The organism is Actinoplanes solisilvae, assembly GCF_003999975.1.
Taxonomy (GTDB): domain Bacteria; phylum Actinomycetota; class Actinomycetes; order Mycobacteriales; family Micromonosporaceae; genus Actinoplanes; species Actinoplanes solisilvae.
In genome coordinates, this window is sequence record NZ_RJAC01000006.1 from 41480 (window position 1) to 61470 (window position 19991).

A 19991-nucleotide genomic window follows, 5' to 3' on the forward strand; every position below is an offset into this window, starting at 1 on the left:
CAGAGCCCCTCGCCAGCCGTCACCTACGACTCAAACGGAGGCAACGGCGACCAGGGTTGTCATCGGCTGCCGGAATCTCACGCGGGGCCCGATCGCGCCGTCGGGTCGTACCTGACGGTGTCGCGCGGACGCGGCCAGGACTGGGCGCTCGCCTGCTTATCCTCGCCGCTCGGGGCGGCCAGCCAGGCTTCGTAGGCGGCGTAGATCCGGCGCAGCCCGTCCTTCTCTTCCCGCAGCCGCAGGAAATCGTCGAGGCAGTCGAAGAGCATCGCAACCGCCTGCTCGTCCATCTCGGGCGTCAGGTCGCGGGGGCTGGGGTCATTCACCGGATCGACGAGCCTGAGGACCAGAGCCCACCATGTCCAGTTGCTTCCGCCTCCGGCCCGAGTCATGAGCCATTCCCGGAAGCCGGTCAGAAGTCCCGCGGAGCCAAGATCGCAGCCGAGGACGAAGGCTACTACCTCGGGAAAGTCCGCCCGGATGAGATACATACCCGGCCGGAGTCGGACCAGCCCGAACAGGCGTCGATATTCAGCGATGGACAACTGGTTCGGCCTGCTCTCTACGGTGAAGAACGGGGTCTAGTGACTAGTGGCCACGCTGAATGTTCAGCTCGAAGAATCGGCGTCGGCGGGGCCGGAGAGGCCGGCCTTCTCGTCGCGGTCGGCCCACTCGAGCAGCGGGGCCAACGAGTGGGCCTTGTCGTCGATGGTGGCGTGCAGGTCGCCCAGTTCGGCGAAGCGGGCCGGGACCGTCAGGACGGTGAAGGCGCGAGGGTCGACGTCGGGGATCTCATCCCATGTGATCGGGGTCGAGACCGTGGCCGTGGGGACGCCGCGCACCGAGTAGGCGCTGGCGATCGTGTGGTCGCGGGCGTTCTGGTTGTAGTCGACGAACAACGACTCGGGGTCGCGGTCCTTGCGCCACCACGTGGTTGTCACGTCCTCGGGGGCGCGGCGCTCGACCTCGCGGGCGAAGGCCAGCGCCGCCCGCCGTACGTCGGAGAAGCCCCACGACGGCTCGATGCGCACATAGACGTGCAGGCCCCGGCCGCCCGAGGTCTTGGGGTAGCCGACGATGCCCAGGTCGTCGAGCACCGAGCGGGCGACCCCGGCCACGTGGCGTACCCGGTCGAAGGGGCAGCCGGGCATCGGGTCGAGGTCGATGCGCCACTCGTCGGGTTTCTCGGTGTCGGCCCGGCGGGAGTTCCACGGGTGGAATTCGACCGTCGACATCTGCACGGCCCAGATCACGTCGGCCAGCTTGGTGACGCACAGCTCGTCGGCGTGGCGGTTGTAGCGCGGGAACTTCACCCGCACCGTCTCGAGCCACGGCGGCGCGCCGTGCGGCACTCGCTTCTGGTGCACCTTCTCGCCGGCCAGCCCGTCGGGGAAGCGGTGCAGCATGCACGGTCGCTCCCGCAGCGCCCGCACGATGCCGTCGCCGACCGACAGGTAGTAGTTGACCAGGTCGAGCTTGGTCAGGCCGAGGTCGGGGAAGTAGACGCGGGCCGGGTTCGACACGCGCACCGTGAAGTCGCCGACCTCGACCTCGGTCGCCGGGGCCTTGCTCGAAGAGGCCATGCGATCAAGTTAACCCAGATGGGCGTCGTCCAGGTCGGCCAACAGGGTGTCGCCCGAATCGAGCAGGTCGAGAAGCGGGCCGACGCGGGGCAGTTCGTGGGTGATGAAGTAGCGCGCGGCCAGCCTCTTCCCCTCGTAGAACGCGCCCTCCTTACCCCCGGCGGCGGCGAGCTGCGAGAGCCACAGCCAGGCGATCACCAGGTGGCCGGTGGCTTCGAGGTAGGCCGTCGAGTTGGCCAGCGCGGCGGTCGGGTCGCCGCCGGCCCACAGCTTGCGGGTGGTCGCGGCCAGGCGGTCACACAGCGCGATCACCGGACGGCCCAGCTCGTCGGGCGCGGCCACGGCCGTGGTCATGATGCGGCCGAGCAGCAGCGACAGGCCCGCCCCGCCCCGCATGATCACCTTTCGGCCGAGCAGGTCGAGGCCCTGGATGCCGTCGGTGCCCTCGTGGATCGAGTTCAGCCGGTTGTCGCGGTAGAACTGCTCGACCGGGTATTCGCGGGTGTAGCCGTAGCCGCCGTGCACCTGGATCGCGTGGTCGTTGGCCAGACGGCACCACTGCGACGGCCACGCCTTGACGATCGGGGTCAGCACGTCGAGCAGCAGGTCGTTCTCGTCGGAGGGCTCGTCGAGCAGCTTGGCCGCGAACAGGATGAGGGCCAGACCCCCTTCGACATACGACTTCGAGGCGAGCAACATGCGGCGTACGTCGGGATGTTTGACGATCGGCACGGGCGGGGCCAGCGGGTCCTTGTCGGCCACGAGGCGGCCCTGGTCGCGGTTGCGGGCGTAGTCGAGAGCGTGCAGGTAGCCCGTGTAGCCCAGCGCCACCGCGCCCGCGCCGACACCGATGCGGGCCTCGTTCATCATGTGGAACATGTAGGCCAGGCCCTTGCCCTCCTCGCCCACGAGGTAGCCGGTGGCGTCGTCGAAGGCGAGCACGGCGTTGGTCGTGCCCCGGTAGCCCATCTTGTGGTTGAGCCCGGACAGCGCCACCCCGTTGCGCTCGCCCACCGTGCCGTCGGCCTCGATGTGGTGCTTGGGCACGATGAACAGCGACAGGCCCTTGACCCCGGCCGGGGCGCCCGCGGCCCGGGCCAGCACCAGGTGCACGATCGTCTCGCTGAGCTCGTGGTCGCCGCCCGAGATCCACATCTTGGAGCCGGTGACGCGGTAGCTGCCGTCGCCGGCGGGCGTGGCCCGGGTCAGCACGTCGGCCAGCGCGGAGCCCGCCTGCGGCTCGGACAGGCACATGGTGCCGGTGAAACGGCCGTCGAGCATCGGCCGGACGAACCGGTCGATCTGCTCGGCCGTGCCGTAGCGCAGCAGCAGGCTGGCGTTGCCCGCGGTGAGCAGCGAATAGGACGAGGTCGCGATGTTGGCCGCCTGGAACCACGCGAAGCAGGCCCGGGCGACGACGTGCGGAAGCTGCAGGCCGCCGACGGAATCGTCCATCGTGGCGCTGAGCAGCCCGGTCTCGTTGAAGACCTTGAGCGCGGCCGACACCTCGGGGATCACCTGGACCCGGATGCCGTCGAAGGTCGGCTCCTCGAGGTCGCTGCGCCGGTTGTGCGGGGCGAAATCACGCTCGGCGATCTGGGCCGAGACGTCGAGGAACGCGTCGAACGTGTCGCGCGAGTGCTCGGCGAACCGCTCGCGGGTCGTGAGCGCTTCGACGTCGAGCCACTCGTACAGCAGGAAGTCGAGATCTCGACGCGAGAGAATCTTGGACACCGCCGGCACCGCCGTTCTTGGTGAGGGATCGACAGGCCCCTAGTCTGCCCTGCCGCCGCGAAGTGCGGCTCGCCCCTGTGGATAAGCGCTGCCCTGTGGATAAGTGCTCACGGCGCGGGTGCCCGGTGGATAGGTTCAGCGCTCGACCAGCCAGACGAACCCGAGAGGTGGAACATGAGCCCTCCCCTCCCGCACGACGAGCGGCCCGTCACTGCTCAGCACCGTCTCCAGCCAGCCGAACCGCCCGATCGCCGCCGCCTCGACCGTCTGCGGCTCCTCGCTGAAATTGGCCAGCCCGACGAACGTACCGCTGCGGGGGTGTCGCCGCCGCCACGCGAAGACGTGCCCGTTGTCGAGGCCCACGATCGCCGTCTCACCGCCCCCGCGCAGCGCGAGCAGGTCTTTGCGCGCCGCGACCAGCGAACGCAGCCCCGCGAAGACCCGCCCCTCCAGCGTCGACGGGTCGTTTCGACGAGCCGCGGCCGCCCAGTCCATGCGAGGCCGGTGCATCCACCGGTTGTCGTCGGCCAGAGCGGGGTCGTCGCGGTACGTCGGGTCGTTGCGCATGGCCAGCTCATCGCCCATGTAGATCAGCGGGATGCCGCCGTACGCGAACGCGACAGCATGCAGCAACAGCAGACGGCGTACGCCCTTGGGCCAGCTCGCCGGATCGTCGGTGATCCCGCACAGCGACGCCGCCGAGCCCGAGATCCGCGCATCACCGGTGTCCGGATTCTCCTGAAAAAGAGCACCCCGGGCGTACGACCCCGGGAAGCGTCCCGAATAGAACGCGTTGAGAAAGTTCCGGTGGTTCCACCAGTCCCACCCGACCGCCGAAGCGTCCTCCGCGCTGATCGCCCAGCCGATGTCGTCGTGCCCGCGTACGTAACTCACCCAGCTCGCCGAGTCCGGGATCGCCCTCATCCGCCCCAGCGACTGGGCCATGAGCCGCGCGTCCTTGGTCGCCAGGCTGCTCCAGAGCATGACCATGAGCTGGTTGTGATAGGCCAGCTCGCACTCCGGCCGGTATCGGTCGTGCCCGCCCAGGTAGGGCACGAGGTCGTCGGGCGCCACGATCGCCTCGGCCTTGAAGATCACACCGGGTGCGGCCAGCCGGGTCAGCGCGTGCAGCGCCTGCACGATCCGGTGCACCTCGGGCTCGTTCAGGCAGGTCGTGCCGAGCCGCTTCCACAGGAACGGGACGGCGTCGAGCCGGAACACGTCGACCCCGCGGTTGGCCAGCCAGAGGATCGTCTCGAGCATGGCCCGGAAGACCCGGGGATCGGCCCAGTTCAGGTCCCACTGGTAGCTCCAGAACGTGGTCCACACCCAGCGGTCGCCGAACAGCGTGAACGAGCCCGGCGCCCGGTCGGGGAAGACCGGCACGATCGTACGCTCGTACGCGTCGGGCATCTCCCGGTCGGGATAGGACATGTAGAAGCCCGCGTACGCCGGATCGCCCGCTTCCCAGGCCCGGGCCCACGCGTGTTCCTTGGCCGTGTGGTTGAGCACCAGGTCGACGCAGAGGCTCATGCCGCGCCCGTGCAGTTCGCCGGCGAGGTCGCCCAGTTCGTCCATCGTGCCCAGGCGCGGATCGACGGCCCGGTAGTCGCGCACGGCATAGCCGCCGTCGTTCTCGCCGGGCCGGGGCGCGAGCAGCGGCATGAGGTGCAGGTAGGTAACACCCAGCTCGCCCAGATAGTCCAAGTTGTCGGCCACCGCACGAAGCGACCCGGCAAATCGGTCGGCGTAACAGACATATCCGATCTGCCGGGCGCGCTGATACCAGCCGTGGTCGATCTCCCGGCGACGGTCCAGTTCGCGCAGTTCGGCCGGGCGCTCGGCGGCCGCGTCGAGGGCGCTGCGCACCAGGTCATTGAGCAGATCGGCGGTCCCGTCCGAGCCATAGACGATCTCCAACGGCTCGTAGACGTCGAGCAGCGACGTCTCCAGCCGGGTCACGAAAGCGAGGGCCTCCGAACGATTCAGCCGGCGTTCAGCCTCCTGCATCAGAGTGGGCAGCAGGGCCTCGAAGGCGCTTGCGGCCCGGGTGCGAACGGAAGATCCTGCCATCGGGTCAACGTAACCGCCGGTGGCGTGCGGGTCACGCATATCGACGGTGACGAGGGGCGGTGGTCCGATGCGCAGACTGGTGGTCCCGGCACCGGCCCGTGCCCTGATCCCCACCCAACGCCGAGCGCTCACCGCGGCCGTCACCGCTGTTCCCCGCCGCCGGGTCATCCGCTGCGGCCTCAGCGTCACCGGCTTCGGCCTCTGCGCCGTCTTCTACTGCCTCACCTACACCCCGTCCCTGCTGCCCCGCCCCTGGTATGTGCAGGGTGTCGTCGCCGGTTTGACGGCCTCCTTCGGGTACGCGGGAGGGACCGCCATCGGCGCGGTGGTGCGCCTGCGCTGGTGGCCGTCCCGCCGCGCCGAACGCATCGCCTGGCGCGTGCTGTTCGTGCTGGTCCCGCCCCTGATCCTGCTCTTCCTCTGGCTGGGCGCCCGCTGGCAGCGCGAACTGCGCGTGCGCCTGAGCATGGCCCCCCAACAGGAGTACGACCTGATCCGTACGGTCGGGATCAGCCTGCTCACCTTCGCGGCGCTGCTGCTGCTGGCCCGCTGCCTGCGGCTGGCCGCGCACGGCTTCGCCCGGCTCTTCGGCCGCCTGGTGCCCGAGTCGGCCGCCTACTGCGCGGGCTTCGTGGTCGTGTCGCTGCTCAGCTACACCGCCTTCGACGGCCTGCTGGTCGGCAACATCTACACCAACGTCGACCGCTCGGCCGCGATCACCGACAGCGGCACGGGCAAGGGCGTCGTCCAACCGGCTTCGCCCCTGCGCTCGGGGAGCAGTCAGTCGCTCGTGAGCTGGGATTCCCTGGGCCGCCAGGGGCGCGCGTTCATCGGGAAGGTGCCGCCGGGCGATCAGCTCGACGCGTTCGCCGGCCGCACCGCGCTCGACCCGATCCGCATCTACGCCGGGCTCTCGTCGGCCGACACCATCGAGGAGCGCGCCGAGCTGGTGCTGCGCGAGATGGACCGTACGCATGCTTGGGAACGCTCGGTGGTCGCGGTCTTCACGCCCACCGGCACCGGCTGGGTCGACAAAGACGTGCCGAGCTCACTCGAATTCATGTACGCCGGCAACACCGCCCTCGTGTCCATGCAGTACAGCTACCTGCCCAGCTGGATCTCCTTCGCGGTCGACCGCTCCAAAGTGGTCGACGCCGCTGCGGCCCTGATCGGCGCGGTGCGCACGCGCTGGGCGGCGATGCCGGTGACGCAACGCCCCAAGCTGTTGATCTTCGGGGAGAGTCTGGGCACCTACGGCACAGAGAAGACCTTCGGTACGGCCTCCGCGATGGTCGACGGCGCCGACGGGATTCTGCTCGCCGGCCCGATGTTCGCCAACCCGATCCACCAGGAGCTGACCGCCGGCCGCGCCCCGGGCTCGCCGGTCTGGGACCCGAACTATCCCGGGCTGCCCGTCGAGTTCTCCTCCGAGGCCAACGATCTGCGCGACCTGGCCGGGCCGCCGCGCAAGGTCGTCTACATGCAGAACTCGAGCGACCCGGTCGTGTGGTGGAACCCCAACCTGCTCTGGCACAAGCCGCAGTGGCTGCGCGGCCAGCGCGGCCCCGACGTCACCCCCGACATGCACTGGTACCCGGTGATCACGTTCTGGCAGACCACGGTCGACCTGCTCTTCGCCAACCAGGCCCCGACCGGCACGGGCCACGTCTACAACTCCGGCGCGGTCGACGGCTGGGCCGCGGTGGCCCCGCCGCCCGGCTGGACCGTCGACGACACGCTTCGCCTGCGCGAACTGCTCGACCGCTGAAGCCCCCGCCCGCGCGAACTGCTCAACCGGCGAAAAGCAGGTAAGTTCCGCGCATGACCTTGCAGCGAAGTTTGTCGATTGCCTTGGCGGCAGCGGTCGCCCTGTCGATCCCCGCCGCCCCGGTTCAGGCCGGCGGCAAGCTCGGCTGGCAGCTCACCGAGACCGGCACGACGTCTCAGTTCCGCGGCCTCGCCCCCGTCAGCGCCAAGGTGGCCTGGGTCGCCGGCGCCGCCGGCACGATCCTGCGCACCGTCGACGGCGGCCGCAGCTGGGCCTCGGTCGGGCCCGCCGCGGCTGCCGGCCTCGAGTTCCGCGACATCGAGGCCTTCGACGCGCGCAACGCCGTGGCCCTGACCATCGGCAACGGCGAAGATTCCCGGGTTTACGCCACCTCGGACGGCGGCCGCAGCTGGGCGGAGACGTTCCGCAACACCGACCCGGTCGCGTTCTACGACTGCATGACGTTCCTCGACCGCCGGCACGGCCTGGCCCTCTCCGACCCGGTCGACGGCAAGTTCCGCATCCTCAGCACCCGCGACGGCGGTCGCTCGTGGACGGTCGTCTCACCGGCCGGGATGCCCGCCGCGCTGCCCGGCGAGTTCGCCTTCGCCGCGAGCGGCACCTGCCTGGTCTCGGCCGGCGGCCAGGCCATGTTCGCCACCGGCGGCGGAGCCTCGGCCCGCGTCTTCACCTCGCGCGACGGCGGCCGCCACTGGTCGGTGACGTCGACCCCGGTCCCCAGCGGCCCGTCGGCCGGGATCTACAGCCTGGCCCTGCACAGGTCAGGCAAGGCCATCGCCGTCGGCGGCGACTACGTGACCCCCACCGCGGCTCCGGCCGGCGCGGCCTACCTGCACGGGCGCACCTGGACGGTCGCCCGCACCGTTCCCGGCGAATACCGCTCCGGCTCGACCTGGACGGGCCGCGGCAACACCGCCCTGACCGTAGGCCCCACCGGCAGCGACGTCTCCTACGACGGCGGCCGCACCTGGAAGCGTTTCGACACCGGCAGCTTCGACGCCGTCGACTGCGCTGCCGATGGTGCCTGCTGGGCTTCCGGCAGCAAGGGCCGCGTCGCTGGGCTCCGCTGACGCACGGCTTCCGCGGCGAGCCGGCGCGTGTCGAGCTCGCCGCGGAAGCCACCGGTGATTAAGAGGCGTTGGTCGCGGCGAGTCCGGTGTTGGGAGGTCGGCCCCGACGGTGTGCGTCCAGGTAGGGAATCGTCAGTCGACGGCGTGCAGGCTGCGCAGGATCACCATCAAGAACAGTGGGATGACGACGAAGTTCTTGACCGCGAAAATGGCGGCGTCAGGTTCGGAGAGCAGGGCGCGCGCCGAGCTGTCGACGGCGGCGTTGAAGGCGAGCACCAGCAGCGTGACCACCGTCATCCGCACTGCGATGGCGAACCACTCGGTGCGGAACGCGGCCGCGATGTCGTCGCCGACCTGGCGCCACTCGTTGCCGTCGGCAAGCGACGAAAGCTTCCAGCCGCGGCCCAGGGCGATCATCGCCGTGATCAGGACGACCCGTGAGATCTCCACGGGCAGTTCCAGCCAGCCGGTCTCGTTGCGGCTGTGCATCTGGAAGGACCGGAGGGCCGCCGGCACCAGCGCGATCGCCAGCAGCAGGGGACTGGTGAAGTAGGCGGCCGCCGACGTGCCGAGCAGGCGGAGGCCGCCGACGAGGTATGCGGTCATCGCGTAGGGCTCCGTGATTTACTTAGCTGGATCGTAGTAATTACTACGCTGAATCTAAGTATTGGCGAGGCTCGTGTCAACACAGGGGAACGACCTCGGCCGCGAACTCAGCAGCGCGGTCGTGCTTTTCCATCAGGCCGTGGCCGCCCGCGTCGGGCTGTCGGCGGGCGACTTCAAGACGCTCGAACTGGTCGCCCGCGAGGGCCCGTTCAGCGCGACCGAGCTGGCCCGCCGCACCGGCCTCACCGCCGCCGGCATCACCAGCGTCATCGCCCGCCTGGCCGCCGGCGGCCACGTCGTTCGCGAGACCGACCCCGGCGACCGCCGCCGGGCGATCATCCGCGCCACCGACGCCGATCACCCGGAGCTAGCGGGTGCCTTCAAAGACCTGGGCCAGGCACTCGGTGGCGCCATCGTCGACTACACCCCGGCCGAGCAGCAGGCGATCGTCGGCTACCTGCACCGTATGGTCGACGTCCTGCGAGAGCAGACCGTCCGCCTCGGATCCACGTAGCCTGCAATAGCCTCCAGTCCGTGGATTACCGCGTCGGCGACGTTCTGCGTATCTCGTGTCCTTTCGCCCCAGCCGTTGTCACAGGCATCGACGACTACCACGTGTTCGTGCGGTGGCCCTGGTGGCAGATCGACCCGGACGCGGAGTTCATCCGCTGGAACGGCGACTGCGCCGTGGCGCGCGACGACGCCGGCGAGTTGTTCACGACCGAGCCACCCGCGGCGCGCGTCAAGGCCGGAGACACGTGCCAGGTCGGAGTCCTGCCGCGCATCGTGCACGTGATCGACGTCGACGTCTGTGATCCGCCGCGGGAGACCGGCTGGCTGCCGCGTACGAGCCTGAACCTGGTTGTCCTGCCGGCGGGCGAGGCTCCCGATCCGCGAAACGAGTTCCAGGGCACGAGCATCGAGCCCAGCGGTGGCGTCCCCTTCCGCATCGAGCGCGTCTTCCGCCCGTACGCCTTCCTCGAACCCGGCGACGACGTGGCGGACAACGACGGCCGCGCCTGGCAGTTCACCGGCCCTTGGTCCTGGGTCGCCTACGACGGAGCAGAGGGCGTTCCGGTCTGGCCGCTGACCCTGCTCGCCGGCGCTTCCGTCCCGGAGGCCGTCGCGGAGGCCACGGCGGTCGGCGAGCACGAGACCGAGGTGCGCCGCTGGCGAGCCGAAGCTGGGATCGGGGTCGCCCGGGGGGACGGGCCCGGGTGAGGATGGGGCATGCGGGTGTTTCGGGACGGGTTCGGGGTTCCCCATGTGCGCGCCGGGTCGGTCGATGAGCTGGCGTTTCTTCAGGGGCGGGTGACGGCCCTCGATCGCCGGCAGCAGATCGAGGTCGAGCGTCGCCGATCGGAGGGGCTGCTTTCCGAACTGGTCGGGGCGGACGGGCTGGGGTGGGACCGGTTCGCGCGGCGGGCCCGGATCGACGACACCGCCCGCCGCTGTTTCGCGAACCTCGACGCTCGCACGCGTGCGTGGTTGCGGGCGTACGCCGAAGGGGTCCGCGCCGAGGGTCTCGCCTGGCATCCGTGGTCGTCGCTCGGCGTCTTCCTGGCCCGGCACATCATGTTCGGCGTCTTCCCGCTCAAGATGTTCAACGCGCACGTCGAGCGCACCCTCGGGCCCGAGGCGATCGACTGGTTCCGGGCCGAGACAGCCGACGGTTCCGGCAGCAACGCCTGGGCGGTCCCGGGCGAGATCGCCGGCGACCCGCACCGCACGATCGAGCTGCCGGGCGTCTACCAGCAGATCCGACTGGCCTGCCCGCAGTTCGACGTGGCCGGGCTGGCCTTCGCGGGCGTTCCGGGCGTGCAGCATTTCGGCCACGCCGGCGGGGTGGCCTGGGCCGTCACCAACGCGGTGGCCGACTACCAGGACCTGTTCATCGAAGAGCTGCGCCGCACCCCGTCGGGCGTGCAGGCGCGAGGCCCTCGGGGGTGGGAGCCGGTCGAGGTCCACACCGAGACCATTCCCGTACGGGGTGGGGGCAGCGAACTGGTCGAGGTGGTGGAGACGGCTCGCGGCCCGATCATCGACGGCACCCACAGTCTGCGCACGCCGACGAGGGCCGGCTTCGATCTCGGGTTCGGCGCGTTGCTGCCGCTGCTGCACGCGTCCACCGTGGACGACGTCGCCGCCGCCTTCGAGCACTGGGTCGAGCCGGTCAACAGCATCCTCACCGCCGACACCACGGGACGGGTCCGGCAGCTCACCGTGGGCCGGGTCCCGGCGCGCGACGAACGGAACAGGCGTGTGCCCGTTCCGGCCTGGGAGGAGACGTACGCCTGGGGTGCGGATCTGCCGATGCACAGCGCGGAAGTGACCGGGGTGACCGTGAACGCCAACGATCGGCGGCCGGACACCGAGGCGTACGGGAGCGCCTTCGCCTCGAAAGCGCGCGCCCGCCGGATCCGGGAGCTGATCGAGCGGGGTGTGCCGTCGCCGCGGATTCACATGGACACCACGATGCCGGCCGGCAGTGTCGAGGCGGGGCGGCGGGCGGCGTGGCGGACCGAGGTCGCGCGGCGGCTGCATGAGCATCCGGTGCTCAAACCGCTGATGGAGCCGCACGGGTTCGACCCGCTGCTCGACCGCTGGACCGACCCTCGCGTTCGCATCGGTGTGGCGCTCGACGCGGTGCTCGCGGGCGTGGGGCTCACGGCATCCGAGGTGGTCGACCCGGCCACGGTCGAGTCGGGCACCTGGGGGTCGCGTCACCTGCTTGATCCCGTACGCGTGCCGGGGTTGGACGCCGAGATCCCGCGAACCGAGCTCTCGGGCGAACGTGACTCTGTGCTCTGTCTGACGAGCACACCGGGAGTGACCGACCGTTGCTCGAACGGCCCGGTGGCACGCTACGTGTGGGACCTCGAAGATCGGCAGCGCAGCCGCTGGATAGTGCCGTTCGGCGCCTCGGGCGACCCCGATTCGCCGCACTTCCTCGATCAGCTTCCGCTGTGGGCCGCCGGCGAGTTGATCCCGCTCGTCACGGATTGGTCCCTGCTGGCCGAGGAACATTTACGCTGAAGTTCATGAAGCTTCGGGCAGAGCTGCAGCGTACGGGCGGCAACACCACCGGTTTCGAGGTGCCTGACGAGTTCGTCGCCGAGCTCGGTGGCGGCGGGCGGCCCAAGGTCGCTGTCGTGCTGAACGGCTTCACCTTCCGCTCGACGATCGCGCGCATGGGTGGCCGCTACTGGCTCGGGGTCAGCGCCGAGCGCCGCGAGGCCGCGGGGGTGACCGGCGGCGAGACGTACGACGTCGAGGTCGAGCTCGACAGCGTGCCGCGCACGATCGAGGTGCCCGGCGACCTGCGCGCCGCGCTCGCCGCCAAGCCCGCCGCCCGCGACTTCTGGGCGACGCTCTCGTTCTCGAACCAGCGCTACCACGTCGACCAGATCGCCGCGGCGAAGACCGACGAGACCCGGGCCCGCCGCGTCGCCAAGTCGGTGGCGACGCTGGCCGCGGGAAAAGCGCGCTAGCCGGCCGGGCGGAACGCGACCTGGGGGTCGAGCAGGCGGACCCAGCTCGGGTGCCACGGCTGGGCGCGGCCGTCGACCTCTTCGCGCAGGTTGGTGCGCCACGGGCCGGAGACGCCGTCGTCGGCCCACCACTTCGGCCACGAGTCGTACCGTCGCTCGATGAGGATCTCGGTGGCGGTCGTCTGCACCCGCACGAACAGCCACCGGCCGTAGCGAGGGTCGCTCTCGGCCCGCCGCAGGCCGCGCAACAGATCGCTGACCTCCTGGAACGTGCCGAAGCGGGGTTCGCCCGGGCGGTCGGCGGGCGGGTGCTTGCCGGCCTGCACGCTGAGGCTCGTCGCGTCGGCGTAGGCCAGCACCGTGCAGCGCCCGTCGCCGTGCGGTGAGCGGTCGCGCATCCACGCGGCCAGCGATTCGAGCTCGGCGGTGGCCGGCGGTGCGGGCCGGTGCAGCTCGGTCGCCTCGTGCATGGCGGCCCAGATGAGCCGGTCGTGCTCGCCCTGGCTGAGCCGGCGCACGCGGCGCATGACCGGTCGCCGGCCGGCCGGGATGCGCGGCGGCCGCATGCCCGCGGTGATGCCGCCGCGGCCCGCCGCGAAAAGGGCGGCCCGCAGGTCGAGCGCGGGTGCGGTGAGCCGGCCGAGCAGCCGTTCGAAGGCCGGGCCGCTGACCTCGCCGCGCACCGCCGCGGTCAGCAGGTCTTCGCTCGCGCTGCGCACGGCGTCGCGCTCGGCGGGCGTACGAAGCTCGTGCTGCCCCCACTCGGTGATGATCTCGGAGAGTTCCATCAGCGTGTTCTCGGTGCTCAGGGTCGGGCCGACCGTGTCGACCAGGCCGTCGCTGAGGCCGTCGCGATAGCGGGTGCGTGACCAGCGGCCCTCGGCGTGCCAGACCACGAAGCCGAGCCGGTCCGACTCGGCGAGCGGGGTCAGGTCGTCCCACGGCAGCCAGTCGGGGGCGCCGGTGAGCAGGTCGATCGGCGGGTCGGCGTCGGCCGTGGCGCTGTGGTCGCGGTCGTAGCCGAACAGCACCGCGCGGGCGCCGTCGAGCAGCGCGAGGCGGGCCCAGCTTCCGCCGTGGTCGTCGTGGTGGGCGCCGCGTTCGTCGACGAACCAGATGTCGGCGAACCCGATGCCGGTCAGCGTCGCGGACAGCGTCGCCCATCGGGTCCACAGGAGTCCGGGCGCCGGCAGGTCCACGTCGGTGAGCATCTGTCCACTGTGCCAAATGCATCGGTGGGGATGTCACCCCCCTCTTGTCCTGTGCGAAAGGTCCCGCACCGGACGGTCTTCGGGCAGATCTGGTCACCAGTCGTAACCTCGCGATCGGCGGTGTTTGCCGCTTAACGGGCCAATCGACGGCCGTTTCCCCCTGTTTTGGGGCTCTAATACGGAATTAACCGTGATCACTGTCCGTGCATCGAATTCTTACAATGTCTCGGGTCGCGGCATCGCAGCCGTGGCCCCACCGTCAGAAGGGTCGTCCGTATGGCTGTGAAGACGCACCGACTGCTGACCGCGGTGCTCGCCGGCATCGTGCTCTCCGGCGTGGCCGCCGCCCCCGCGCTCGCGGGCCAGGGTCCCTCCACCGACGCCGTGCCCACGCCGACGCTCGGCTGGTACAAGTGCTACCAATTCGCCGAGTGCGCCACTGTCCGGCTGCCGCTCCACTACGACGACCCGGAAGGCCCGACCACCGAGATCGCGGTCCTGCGGGTCAAGGCCAGGAACCAGGCTCAGCGCGTCGGCAGCCTGTTCGTGAACCCCGGCGGGCCCGGAGGATCGGCGACGCAGTTCGCGCTCGCCTCCGGCAGCTTCCTGAGCGACGCGCTGACCGCGCGCTTCGACATCGTCGGCGTCGATCCGCGGGGCATCGGTGCCAGTGAGAACGTGCGCTGCTTCTCGTCGGTCCGCGAGCAGAGCGAGGTGATCGAGCTGCTGAACGTGCCGTTCCCGGTCACCGCGGCCGAGGAGCGCGACTACGTCGCCGGGTCGAAGCGGCTCGGCGAGGCCTGCTCGACCACCGGCCGGCCGCTCACCGGGGCCTCGTCGACCGCCGAGGTCGCGCGCGACATGGAGGTCATGCGCCGCGCGGTCGGCGACAAGAAGCTCAACTACCTGGGCTTCAGCTACGGCAGCGTGCTCGGGCAGTACTACGCGAACATGTTCCCGGACCGGTTCCGCGCCCTGGTCGTCGACGGCGTGATCAACCCGACCGCCTGGGTCGGCAACACCCGGCAGATCCTCGACCAGCGCATGCGCTCCAGCGACGGGGCACACAAGGCGCTGATCGAGATCCTTACCCGCTGTGACAAGGCGGGCGAGAAGTTCTGCGTCTTCGCGCAGGGTGATCCGGTCAAGCGCTTCGCCCAGATCGCGAACCGGCTGAGGACCGACCCGATCGAGTTCCCCGACGGGGCGGGCGGAACGGTCCGGGTCACGTACGCCGTGTTCATCAGTGCCGTGCTGGGGTCGCTCTACACGACCGAGGCGGGCGCGATGGTCACGTCGATCGCGGCCGACATCGCCAAGGCGCAGGAGGGCGGCTCGACGGCCGCGCTGCTGCAGCGGGTCAAGGCGGCCAAGGCTTCACGAGCGTACGACTTCCCGTACGAGAACGGCGTCGACGCGAGCAGCACGGTGATCTGCACCGACGGCAGGCACCCGGCGAACGCGTCGTCGTGGCCGGCCGCCGTCGACCGTCGTGATCGCCAGGCGCCGTACTTCGGCCGGTCGTGGGGCTGGATCGACAGCCAGTGCGCCAACTCGACCTGGACCGTGCGCGACGACGACGCGTACACCGGGCCCTTCACGCGGCGCACCGGCAACCCGTTCCTGATCGTCGGCAACTACTGGGACCCGGCGACCAACTATCGGGGCGCGGTGGCGGCGGACCGGCTGGCGCCGAACGCCAGTCTGCTCTCCAGCAACAACTGGGGGCATACGGCGTACGGCTCGGGGGTCTGCGTCACCCGGGCGATCGACAACTATCTGCTGACGGGTAAGACACCACCGAAGGGCAAGGTCTGTACCGATTCGCTGCAGCCCTTCCGCACGCCGGTGCCGGCCGCGGCCGCCTCGATGGCCGCCACGACCGGCAAGCAGCGGCCCCCGATCGCGGCGCCGTTGCCCGAGTCGATTCTGATTCCAGCGAGCTGATGTTGTTCCCGGCGGCGGCTTCTAGGTGTGGCGGAAGCCGCCGTCCGAGGGCTTCCAGTCGGCGCTGTCGCGCGTGTCGGCGACGTGGCCGGTGATGGCGGCGATGAGGATGATCAGGAAGAGGAGCGCGATGAAAAGTTCCATGACATAGAGCATCGTCTCCCTCGCACTTGGTTGACAGTGGCAGTGATGCCATACCTCTTCAAAATCCTGCCTAACGGCCGTAGGCTGCGTCACATGCTGCGCAACGTCGCTGTCATCGCCCTTCCCGACGTGGCCGTCTTCGAGCTCGGCGTCCTCTGCGAGCTGTTCGGCTATGACCGCACAGCCGAGGGCCTTCCCGGGTACGACTTCGCCGTCTGCTCGGTCGACGGCGGGCCGGTCGCCAGCCGCGCGGGGTTCGACATCACCGTGCGCCACGACCTGTCCCGCGCCGACGAGGCCGACCTGGTCGTCGTCGCCCCCTTCGACAACCCCGCGTTCGGGCCACCTGAGGCGGTGCTCGACGCGTTGCGCCGGGCTCACGATCGCGGCGCCTGGGTCATGAGCGTCTGTACGGGGGCCTTCGCGCTCGGGGCCGCCGGCCTGCTCGACGGCCGCCGTTGCACGACCCACTGGCTCCACGCGGCTCGCCTGGCCCGGCTCTACCCCGAGGCGATCGTCGACCCCGACGTGCTCTACGTGCAGGACGGCCGCGTGCTCACCAGCGCCGGCACGGCCGCCAGCATCGACGCCGGGCTGCATCTGATTCGCCAGGAGCACAGCACCGCCGTGGCCACGATGCTCGCGCGCCGCATGGTGGTGCCGCCGCACCGCGAAGGCGGCCAGGCGCAGTACATCGAGACCCCGCTGAAACCGGTCGAGTGCGAGACGCTCCAGCCCGTACTCAATTCTGTGCTCTCGACCCTCGATCAGCCGCACACGGTCGAGACGATGGCCGCGCTGGCCCACATGGCCCCGCGCACGTTCGCCCGCAAGTTCCGGGACGAGACAGCGGCCACGCCGCACGACTGGCTCACCAGCCAGCGCATGCTCCTCGCCCGTCGCCTGCTCGAAGACACCGACCTCGGCATCGACTCGATCGCCGAGCGGGCCGGCTTCGGCAGCGCGGCGACGCTGCGGCACCACTTCGCGCAGCGCCTGTCGACGACGCCGCAGGCCTACCGGGGAACGTTCCGGTCGTCACAGCCGGTGTGAACCTTTGTTTGCCGGGGCAACCACCGGCCATGGCGAAGTCACCCGGCCCCACCGTATTCGTGCTCTTCGGAGCCACCGGCGATCTGGCGAAGCGCATGGTGCTGCCGGCCTTCTACACGCTCGCGATCGAGGGCCTGCTGCCCGAGAACTGGATCTTGGTCGGCAACGGGCGCGGCGACGTCTCGCACGAGGACTTCCGTAAGCACGTCGCGGAATCGCTCGAGGAGTTCGGCCCGGCGCCGTCGAAGGGGCCGTGGAAGGAGTTCTCGGCCCGGCTCCGCTTCGCCGGTGGCGGCTTCCGCACGGACGACCCCGGCTCGCTGCTCGACGTGATCTCGCTGGCCCGGCAGGAGTTGAAGGATCCGCCGCAACTGGTGCACTACCTGGCTATCCCGCCCGTCGCGTTCGAGGAGACGACCAAGGCGCTGGGGCAGCACGGGCTGGCCGACGGGTCGCGGGTCGTCTACGAGAAGCCGTTCGGCACGTCACCCGAGACGTTCCGCTCGCTGAACCGGGTCGTGCACCGGGTCTTCGCGGAGGAGCAGGTTTATCGGATCGACCACTTCCTCGGCAAGGAGGCGACGCAGAACCTGCACGTGGCGCGCTTCGCGAACGAGGCGTTCGCGGCACTGTGGAAGCGCGAGCACATCGAGAGCGTGCAGATCGACGTGCCCGAGACGCTCGGGGTGGACGACCGGGCCGGGTTCTACGACGCCACCGGGGCCGTGCTCGACATGCTGGTGACCCATCTGTTCCAGGTCGCGGCCGAGGTGGCGATGGAGCCGCCGGCCTCGCTGCAGGCGACCGATCTGCAGTCGGCGCGGGAGCGGGTGATCCGGTCGTTCCGGCCGCTCGACCCGGCCGAGGTGGTGCTGGGGCAGTACACGGGCTACAAACAGATCCCCGGCGTGCGGCGAGGATCGACGACCGACACGTACGTCGCGGCGAAGCTCTGGATCGACAACGCGCGCTGGCGTGGCGTGCCGTTCCTGCTGCGTACCGGGAAGAGGCTGGCCTCGAGCCGACAGGTCGTGAATCTGGTGCTGCGCACACCGACGCATCCGCTGAGCGGGTTGCCGCAGCAGGCCAACGTGGTGACCTTCGATCTGGCCGGGGGCGGGACGATCGACCTGTCGCTGCTGGTGAAGCGGCCGGGGGTGTCGACCGAGCTGGAACCGGCGTCGGTGCGGCTGCCGCTCGACTCGTTGCCCGGCTCCGAGCCGCTGCCGCCGTACGCCCGGCTGCTGAACGACGTGCTGCTGGGGGACCGGTCGCTGTTCACCCGGCCCGACGGGCTGAGCGCGACGTGGAAGACGGTCGGGCCGCTGCTCGATCACCGGCCGAACCCGATCGGCTATGCGCCGGGGTCGTGGGGCCCGACGGCCGCCCGCAGGCTGGCCGCCCCGCACCGCTGGCTGCTGGGCCAGTAATTTCTTCAGTTAAAACTGGTCAGTCTTAGCTGAAGAAATTATTGTGGGGTTCGTGACCGACATTCCGGAGTCCGCCGTCCAGGCCGCCACCGACGTGCGCGTCGTGTTCAGCCGGCTGCGGCGGCGGCTCCGCGAGGTGGCCGAGTTCGGCGACCTCACGCCCTCCCAGACGTCGGTGCTGAGCCGCCTCGACAAGGTCGGCCCGGCCACGATGAGCGACCTGGCCGCTGCCGAGCAGGTGCGCCCCCAGTCGATGGCCGCCACCCTCGCCGCGATCGCCGAGCACGGCCTGATCACCCGGCGCCCCGACCCCGCCGACGGCCGCCGCCAGCTCATCGAGCTCTCCGAGGCCGGCCGCGAAACCATCGCCGTCACGCGCCGCAGCCGCGAGGGTTGGCTGGCCCGCGTGCTCACCGACGACTGCACCGAGGCCGAACGACGTACGGTGATCGAGGCGATGGCGGTGCTCGACCGGCTGGCCGACCGGTGACGACCGCGACCGCGGTCACGACGTTCGATCGCAAGCTGATCGCGCCGATGGTTCTCGGCGCCATCCTCAACCCGATCAACTCGTCCATGATCGCGGTCGCCCTGGTCCCGATCGGTCTGGCCCTGCACGCCCAGCCGGCCGCGACCGCGTGGCTCGTCTCCGGCCTCTACCTCGCCACCGCCACCGGTCAGCCCGTCGTCGGCCGGCTCGTCGACCGCTACGGCCCCCGCCGCCTCTATCTGGCCGGCAGCGCCCTGGTCGGCCTGGCCGGCGTGATCGGCCTGCTCGCCCCCTCGATCGGCGTGCTCATCGTCGCCCGCGTGCTGCTCGGCCTCGGCACCTGCGCCGGCTTCCCGGCCGCGATGTACCTGATCGGCAGCGAGTCCCGCCGCACCGGCGCCGACAGCCCTCGCGGCGTGCTCACCACGTTGTCGGTGGCGGCCCAGACGATCGTGGTGATCGGCCCCAGCCTGGGCGGCCTGCTGATCGGCGTGGCCGGCTGGCGAGCGATCTTCGCCGTGAACATCCCGCTCGCCGTGGCCTGCGTGATCCTCGGTCTGCTGCGCCTGCCCAGATTCACGCCGGGCGTCCGGGAGCGTCTCGACGTGCTCGGCATCGGCCTGTTCGCCGGCATGCTGACCGCGCTCGTGCTCTTCCTGATGCGCCCCACGGTCGGCGCTCTGTGGCTGTTGGCCATCGTGATCGCCTGCGGCGGCGCATTCGGGTGGCGCGAGCTGCGTACGGCCGAGCCCTTCCTCGATCTTCGCGTGTTCGGCGGAAACCTCCCACTGATCGCCACCTACCTGCGGGCCCTGCTGGCGCAGACCGCCGCCTATGCCTATCTGTACGGCTTCACGCAGTGGCTCGAGGCGGGCCGTGGGTTGAGCGCCGCGCATGCCGGTCTGGTCCTGCTGCCGATGTCGCTGCTGGCCATCGGCGTGTCCACGATCAGCGGCCGTCGTCCGGGTTTCCGGGCCAAACTTCTGGTCGGTACGGTCGGCCAGCTCGCGGTCAGCCTGCTGATGCTTCTGCTCGACGGTGGCAGTCCTCTATGGCTGCCGGTGCTGCTGTCGGTCGTGTGCAGCCTGCCGCAGGGCTTGAATTCCCTGGCCAACCAGAACGCCGTCTATTTCCAGGCCGATCCTGTACGCCTCGGCGCCTCGGCCGGCCTGCTGCGGACGTTCACCTACCTCGGGGCGATGGTCTCGTCCGCGGCCACCGGCATCTTCTTCGCCCACGGAGTCAACACCCACGGCCTGCACGAGCTGGCCATTTTCCTGACCGTGGTGGCTTCGCTGCTGCTCGTCATGGTTCTCGTCGACCGCTCGCTGAGCGGTCTCGGTTCCCGTTCCGCTCCTCGCTGAAAGGCA

Annotated in this window: 18 protein-coding genes; 11 read left to right on the forward strand and 7 right to left on the reverse strand. The window is 70.3% G+C overall.

The window, feature by feature from the left end; genetic code table 11:
* Positions 1-77: 77 nt before the first annotated feature.
* The 4 genes from EER30_RS47100 to EER30_RS17950 form a co-directional block, all read right to left on the reverse strand.
* Positions 78-545, reverse strand: a complete 468-nt coding sequence (locus EER30_RS47100; protein ID WP_164842364.1) for a hypothetical protein — start codon at positions 543-545, stop codon at positions 78-80.
* Positions 546-608: 63 nt separating this feature from the next.
* Complete coding sequence (gene ligD / locus EER30_RS17940; protein ID WP_127501633.1) at positions 609-1583, reverse strand: non-homologous end-joining DNA ligase; 975 nt, start codon at positions 1581-1583, stop codon at positions 609-611.
* A gap of 9 nt (positions 1584-1592) precedes the next feature.
* Positions 1593-3326, reverse strand: coding sequence for an acyl-CoA dehydrogenase (locus EER30_RS17945; RefSeq protein WP_164842365.1), 1734 nt, complete (start codon positions 3324-3326; stop codon positions 1593-1595).
* A 126-nt stretch (positions 3327-3452) separates the two neighbouring features.
* The gene (locus tag EER30_RS17950; protein ID WP_127501635.1) at positions 3453-5390 is read right to left on the reverse strand and encodes an alpha-amylase family protein; all 1938 of its coding nucleotides are present in this window, start codon (positions 5388-5390) and stop codon (positions 3453-3455) included.
* A gap of 67 nt (positions 5391-5457) precedes the next feature.
* Here EER30_RS17950 and EER30_RS17955 point away from each other — a divergent pair, with 67 nt between their 5' ends.
* Both EER30_RS17955 and EER30_RS17960 read left to right on the forward strand, forming a co-directional pair.
* The gene (locus EER30_RS17955) at positions 5458-7158 is read left to right on the forward strand and encodes an alpha/beta hydrolase (protein ID WP_164842366.1); all 1701 of its coding nucleotides are present in this window, start codon (positions 5458-5460) and stop codon (positions 7156-7158) included.
* A gap of 53 nt (positions 7159-7211) precedes the next feature.
* Positions 7212-8249, forward strand: coding sequence for a beta propeller repeat protein (locus EER30_RS17960; protein WP_127501636.1), 1038 nt, complete (start codon positions 7212-7214; stop codon positions 8247-8249).
* A 132-nt stretch (positions 8250-8381) separates the two neighbouring features.
* Here EER30_RS17960 and EER30_RS17965 read toward each other — a convergent pair whose 3' ends face one another.
* Positions 8382-8855, reverse strand: a complete 474-nt coding sequence (locus EER30_RS17965) for a hypothetical protein (RefSeq protein WP_127501637.1) — start codon at positions 8853-8855, stop codon at positions 8382-8384.
* A 73-nt stretch (positions 8856-8928) separates the two neighbouring features.
* Between EER30_RS17965 and EER30_RS17970 the strand changes: the two genes are divergently transcribed.
* The 4 genes from EER30_RS17970 to EER30_RS17985 are packed head-to-tail and all read left to right on the forward strand — an operon-like array spanning position 8929 to position 12346.
* Positions 8929-9369 (forward strand): MarR family winged helix-turn-helix transcriptional regulator, encoded by a 441-nt coding sequence (locus EER30_RS17970; protein ID WP_205650281.1) that lies wholly within the window; start codon positions 8929-8931, stop codon positions 9367-9369.
* A 20-nt stretch (positions 9370-9389) separates the two neighbouring features.
* Positions 9390-10076, forward strand: a complete 687-nt coding sequence (locus tag EER30_RS17975; RefSeq protein WP_127501639.1) for a hypothetical protein — start codon at positions 9390-9392, stop codon at positions 10074-10076.
* A gap of 9 nt (positions 10077-10085) precedes the next feature.
* Positions 10086-11891 (forward strand): penicillin acylase family protein, encoded by a 1806-nt coding sequence (locus EER30_RS17980; RefSeq protein WP_127501640.1) that lies wholly within the window; start codon positions 10086-10088, stop codon positions 11889-11891.
* A 5-nt stretch (positions 11892-11896) separates the two neighbouring features.
* Positions 11897-12346 (forward strand): YdeI/OmpD-associated family protein, encoded by a 450-nt coding sequence (locus EER30_RS17985; RefSeq protein WP_127501641.1) that lies wholly within the window; start codon positions 11897-11899, stop codon positions 12344-12346.
* Here EER30_RS17985 and EER30_RS17990 read toward each other — a convergent pair.
* Positions 12343-13557 carry a hypothetical protein gene (locus EER30_RS17990; protein WP_127501642.1) on the reverse strand — a complete coding sequence of 405 codons (1215 nt, stop codon included), beginning with the start codon at positions 13555-13557 and terminating at the stop codon, positions 12343-12345. The genes EER30_RS17985 and EER30_RS17990 overlap by 4 nt on opposite strands.
* Positions 13558-13833: 276 nt before the next feature.
* On the opposite strand from EER30_RS17990, the gene EER30_RS17995 reads away from it, so the two are divergent.
* The gene (locus EER30_RS17995) at positions 13834-15504 is read left to right on the forward strand and encodes an alpha/beta hydrolase (RefSeq protein WP_127501643.1); all 1671 of its coding nucleotides are present in this window, start codon (positions 13834-13836) and stop codon (positions 15502-15504) included.
* A 21-nt stretch (positions 15505-15525) separates the two neighbouring features.
* Here EER30_RS17995 and EER30_RS49400 read toward each other — a convergent pair whose 3' ends face one another.
* Positions 15526-15648 (reverse strand): hypothetical protein, encoded by a 123-nt coding sequence (locus tag EER30_RS49400; RefSeq protein ID WP_255436683.1) that lies wholly within the window; start codon positions 15646-15648, stop codon positions 15526-15528.
* A gap of 93 nt (positions 15649-15741) precedes the next feature.
* Between EER30_RS49400 and EER30_RS18000 the strand changes: the two genes are divergently transcribed.
* From EER30_RS18000 to EER30_RS18015, 4 genes are read left to right on the forward strand one after another with little or no spacing between them, the layout of a single operon-like run.
* Positions 15742-16701, forward strand: coding sequence for a GlxA family transcriptional regulator (locus tag EER30_RS18000; RefSeq protein ID WP_127501644.1), 960 nt, complete (start codon positions 15742-15744; stop codon positions 16699-16701).
* Between the two features lie 29 nt (positions 16702-16730).
* Positions 16731-18131 carry a glucose-6-phosphate dehydrogenase gene (locus tag EER30_RS18005; protein WP_127501645.1) on the forward strand — a complete coding sequence of 467 codons (1401 nt, stop codon included), beginning with the start codon at positions 16731-16733 and terminating at the stop codon, positions 18129-18131.
* Positions 18132-18183: 52 nt separating this feature from the next.
* On the forward strand, positions 18184-18621 hold the full coding sequence (locus EER30_RS18010) for a MarR family winged helix-turn-helix transcriptional regulator (RefSeq protein WP_127501646.1): 438 nt from the start codon (positions 18184-18186) through the stop codon (positions 18619-18621).
* Positions 18618-19985: an MFS transporter gene (locus EER30_RS18015; protein ID WP_240670102.1), complete on the forward strand. Its 1368-nt coding sequence runs from the start codon at positions 18618-18620 to the stop codon at positions 19983-19985. Before EER30_RS18010 ends, EER30_RS18015 begins: the two co-directional genes overlap by 4 nt.
* Positions 19986-19991: the final 6 nt, after the last annotated feature.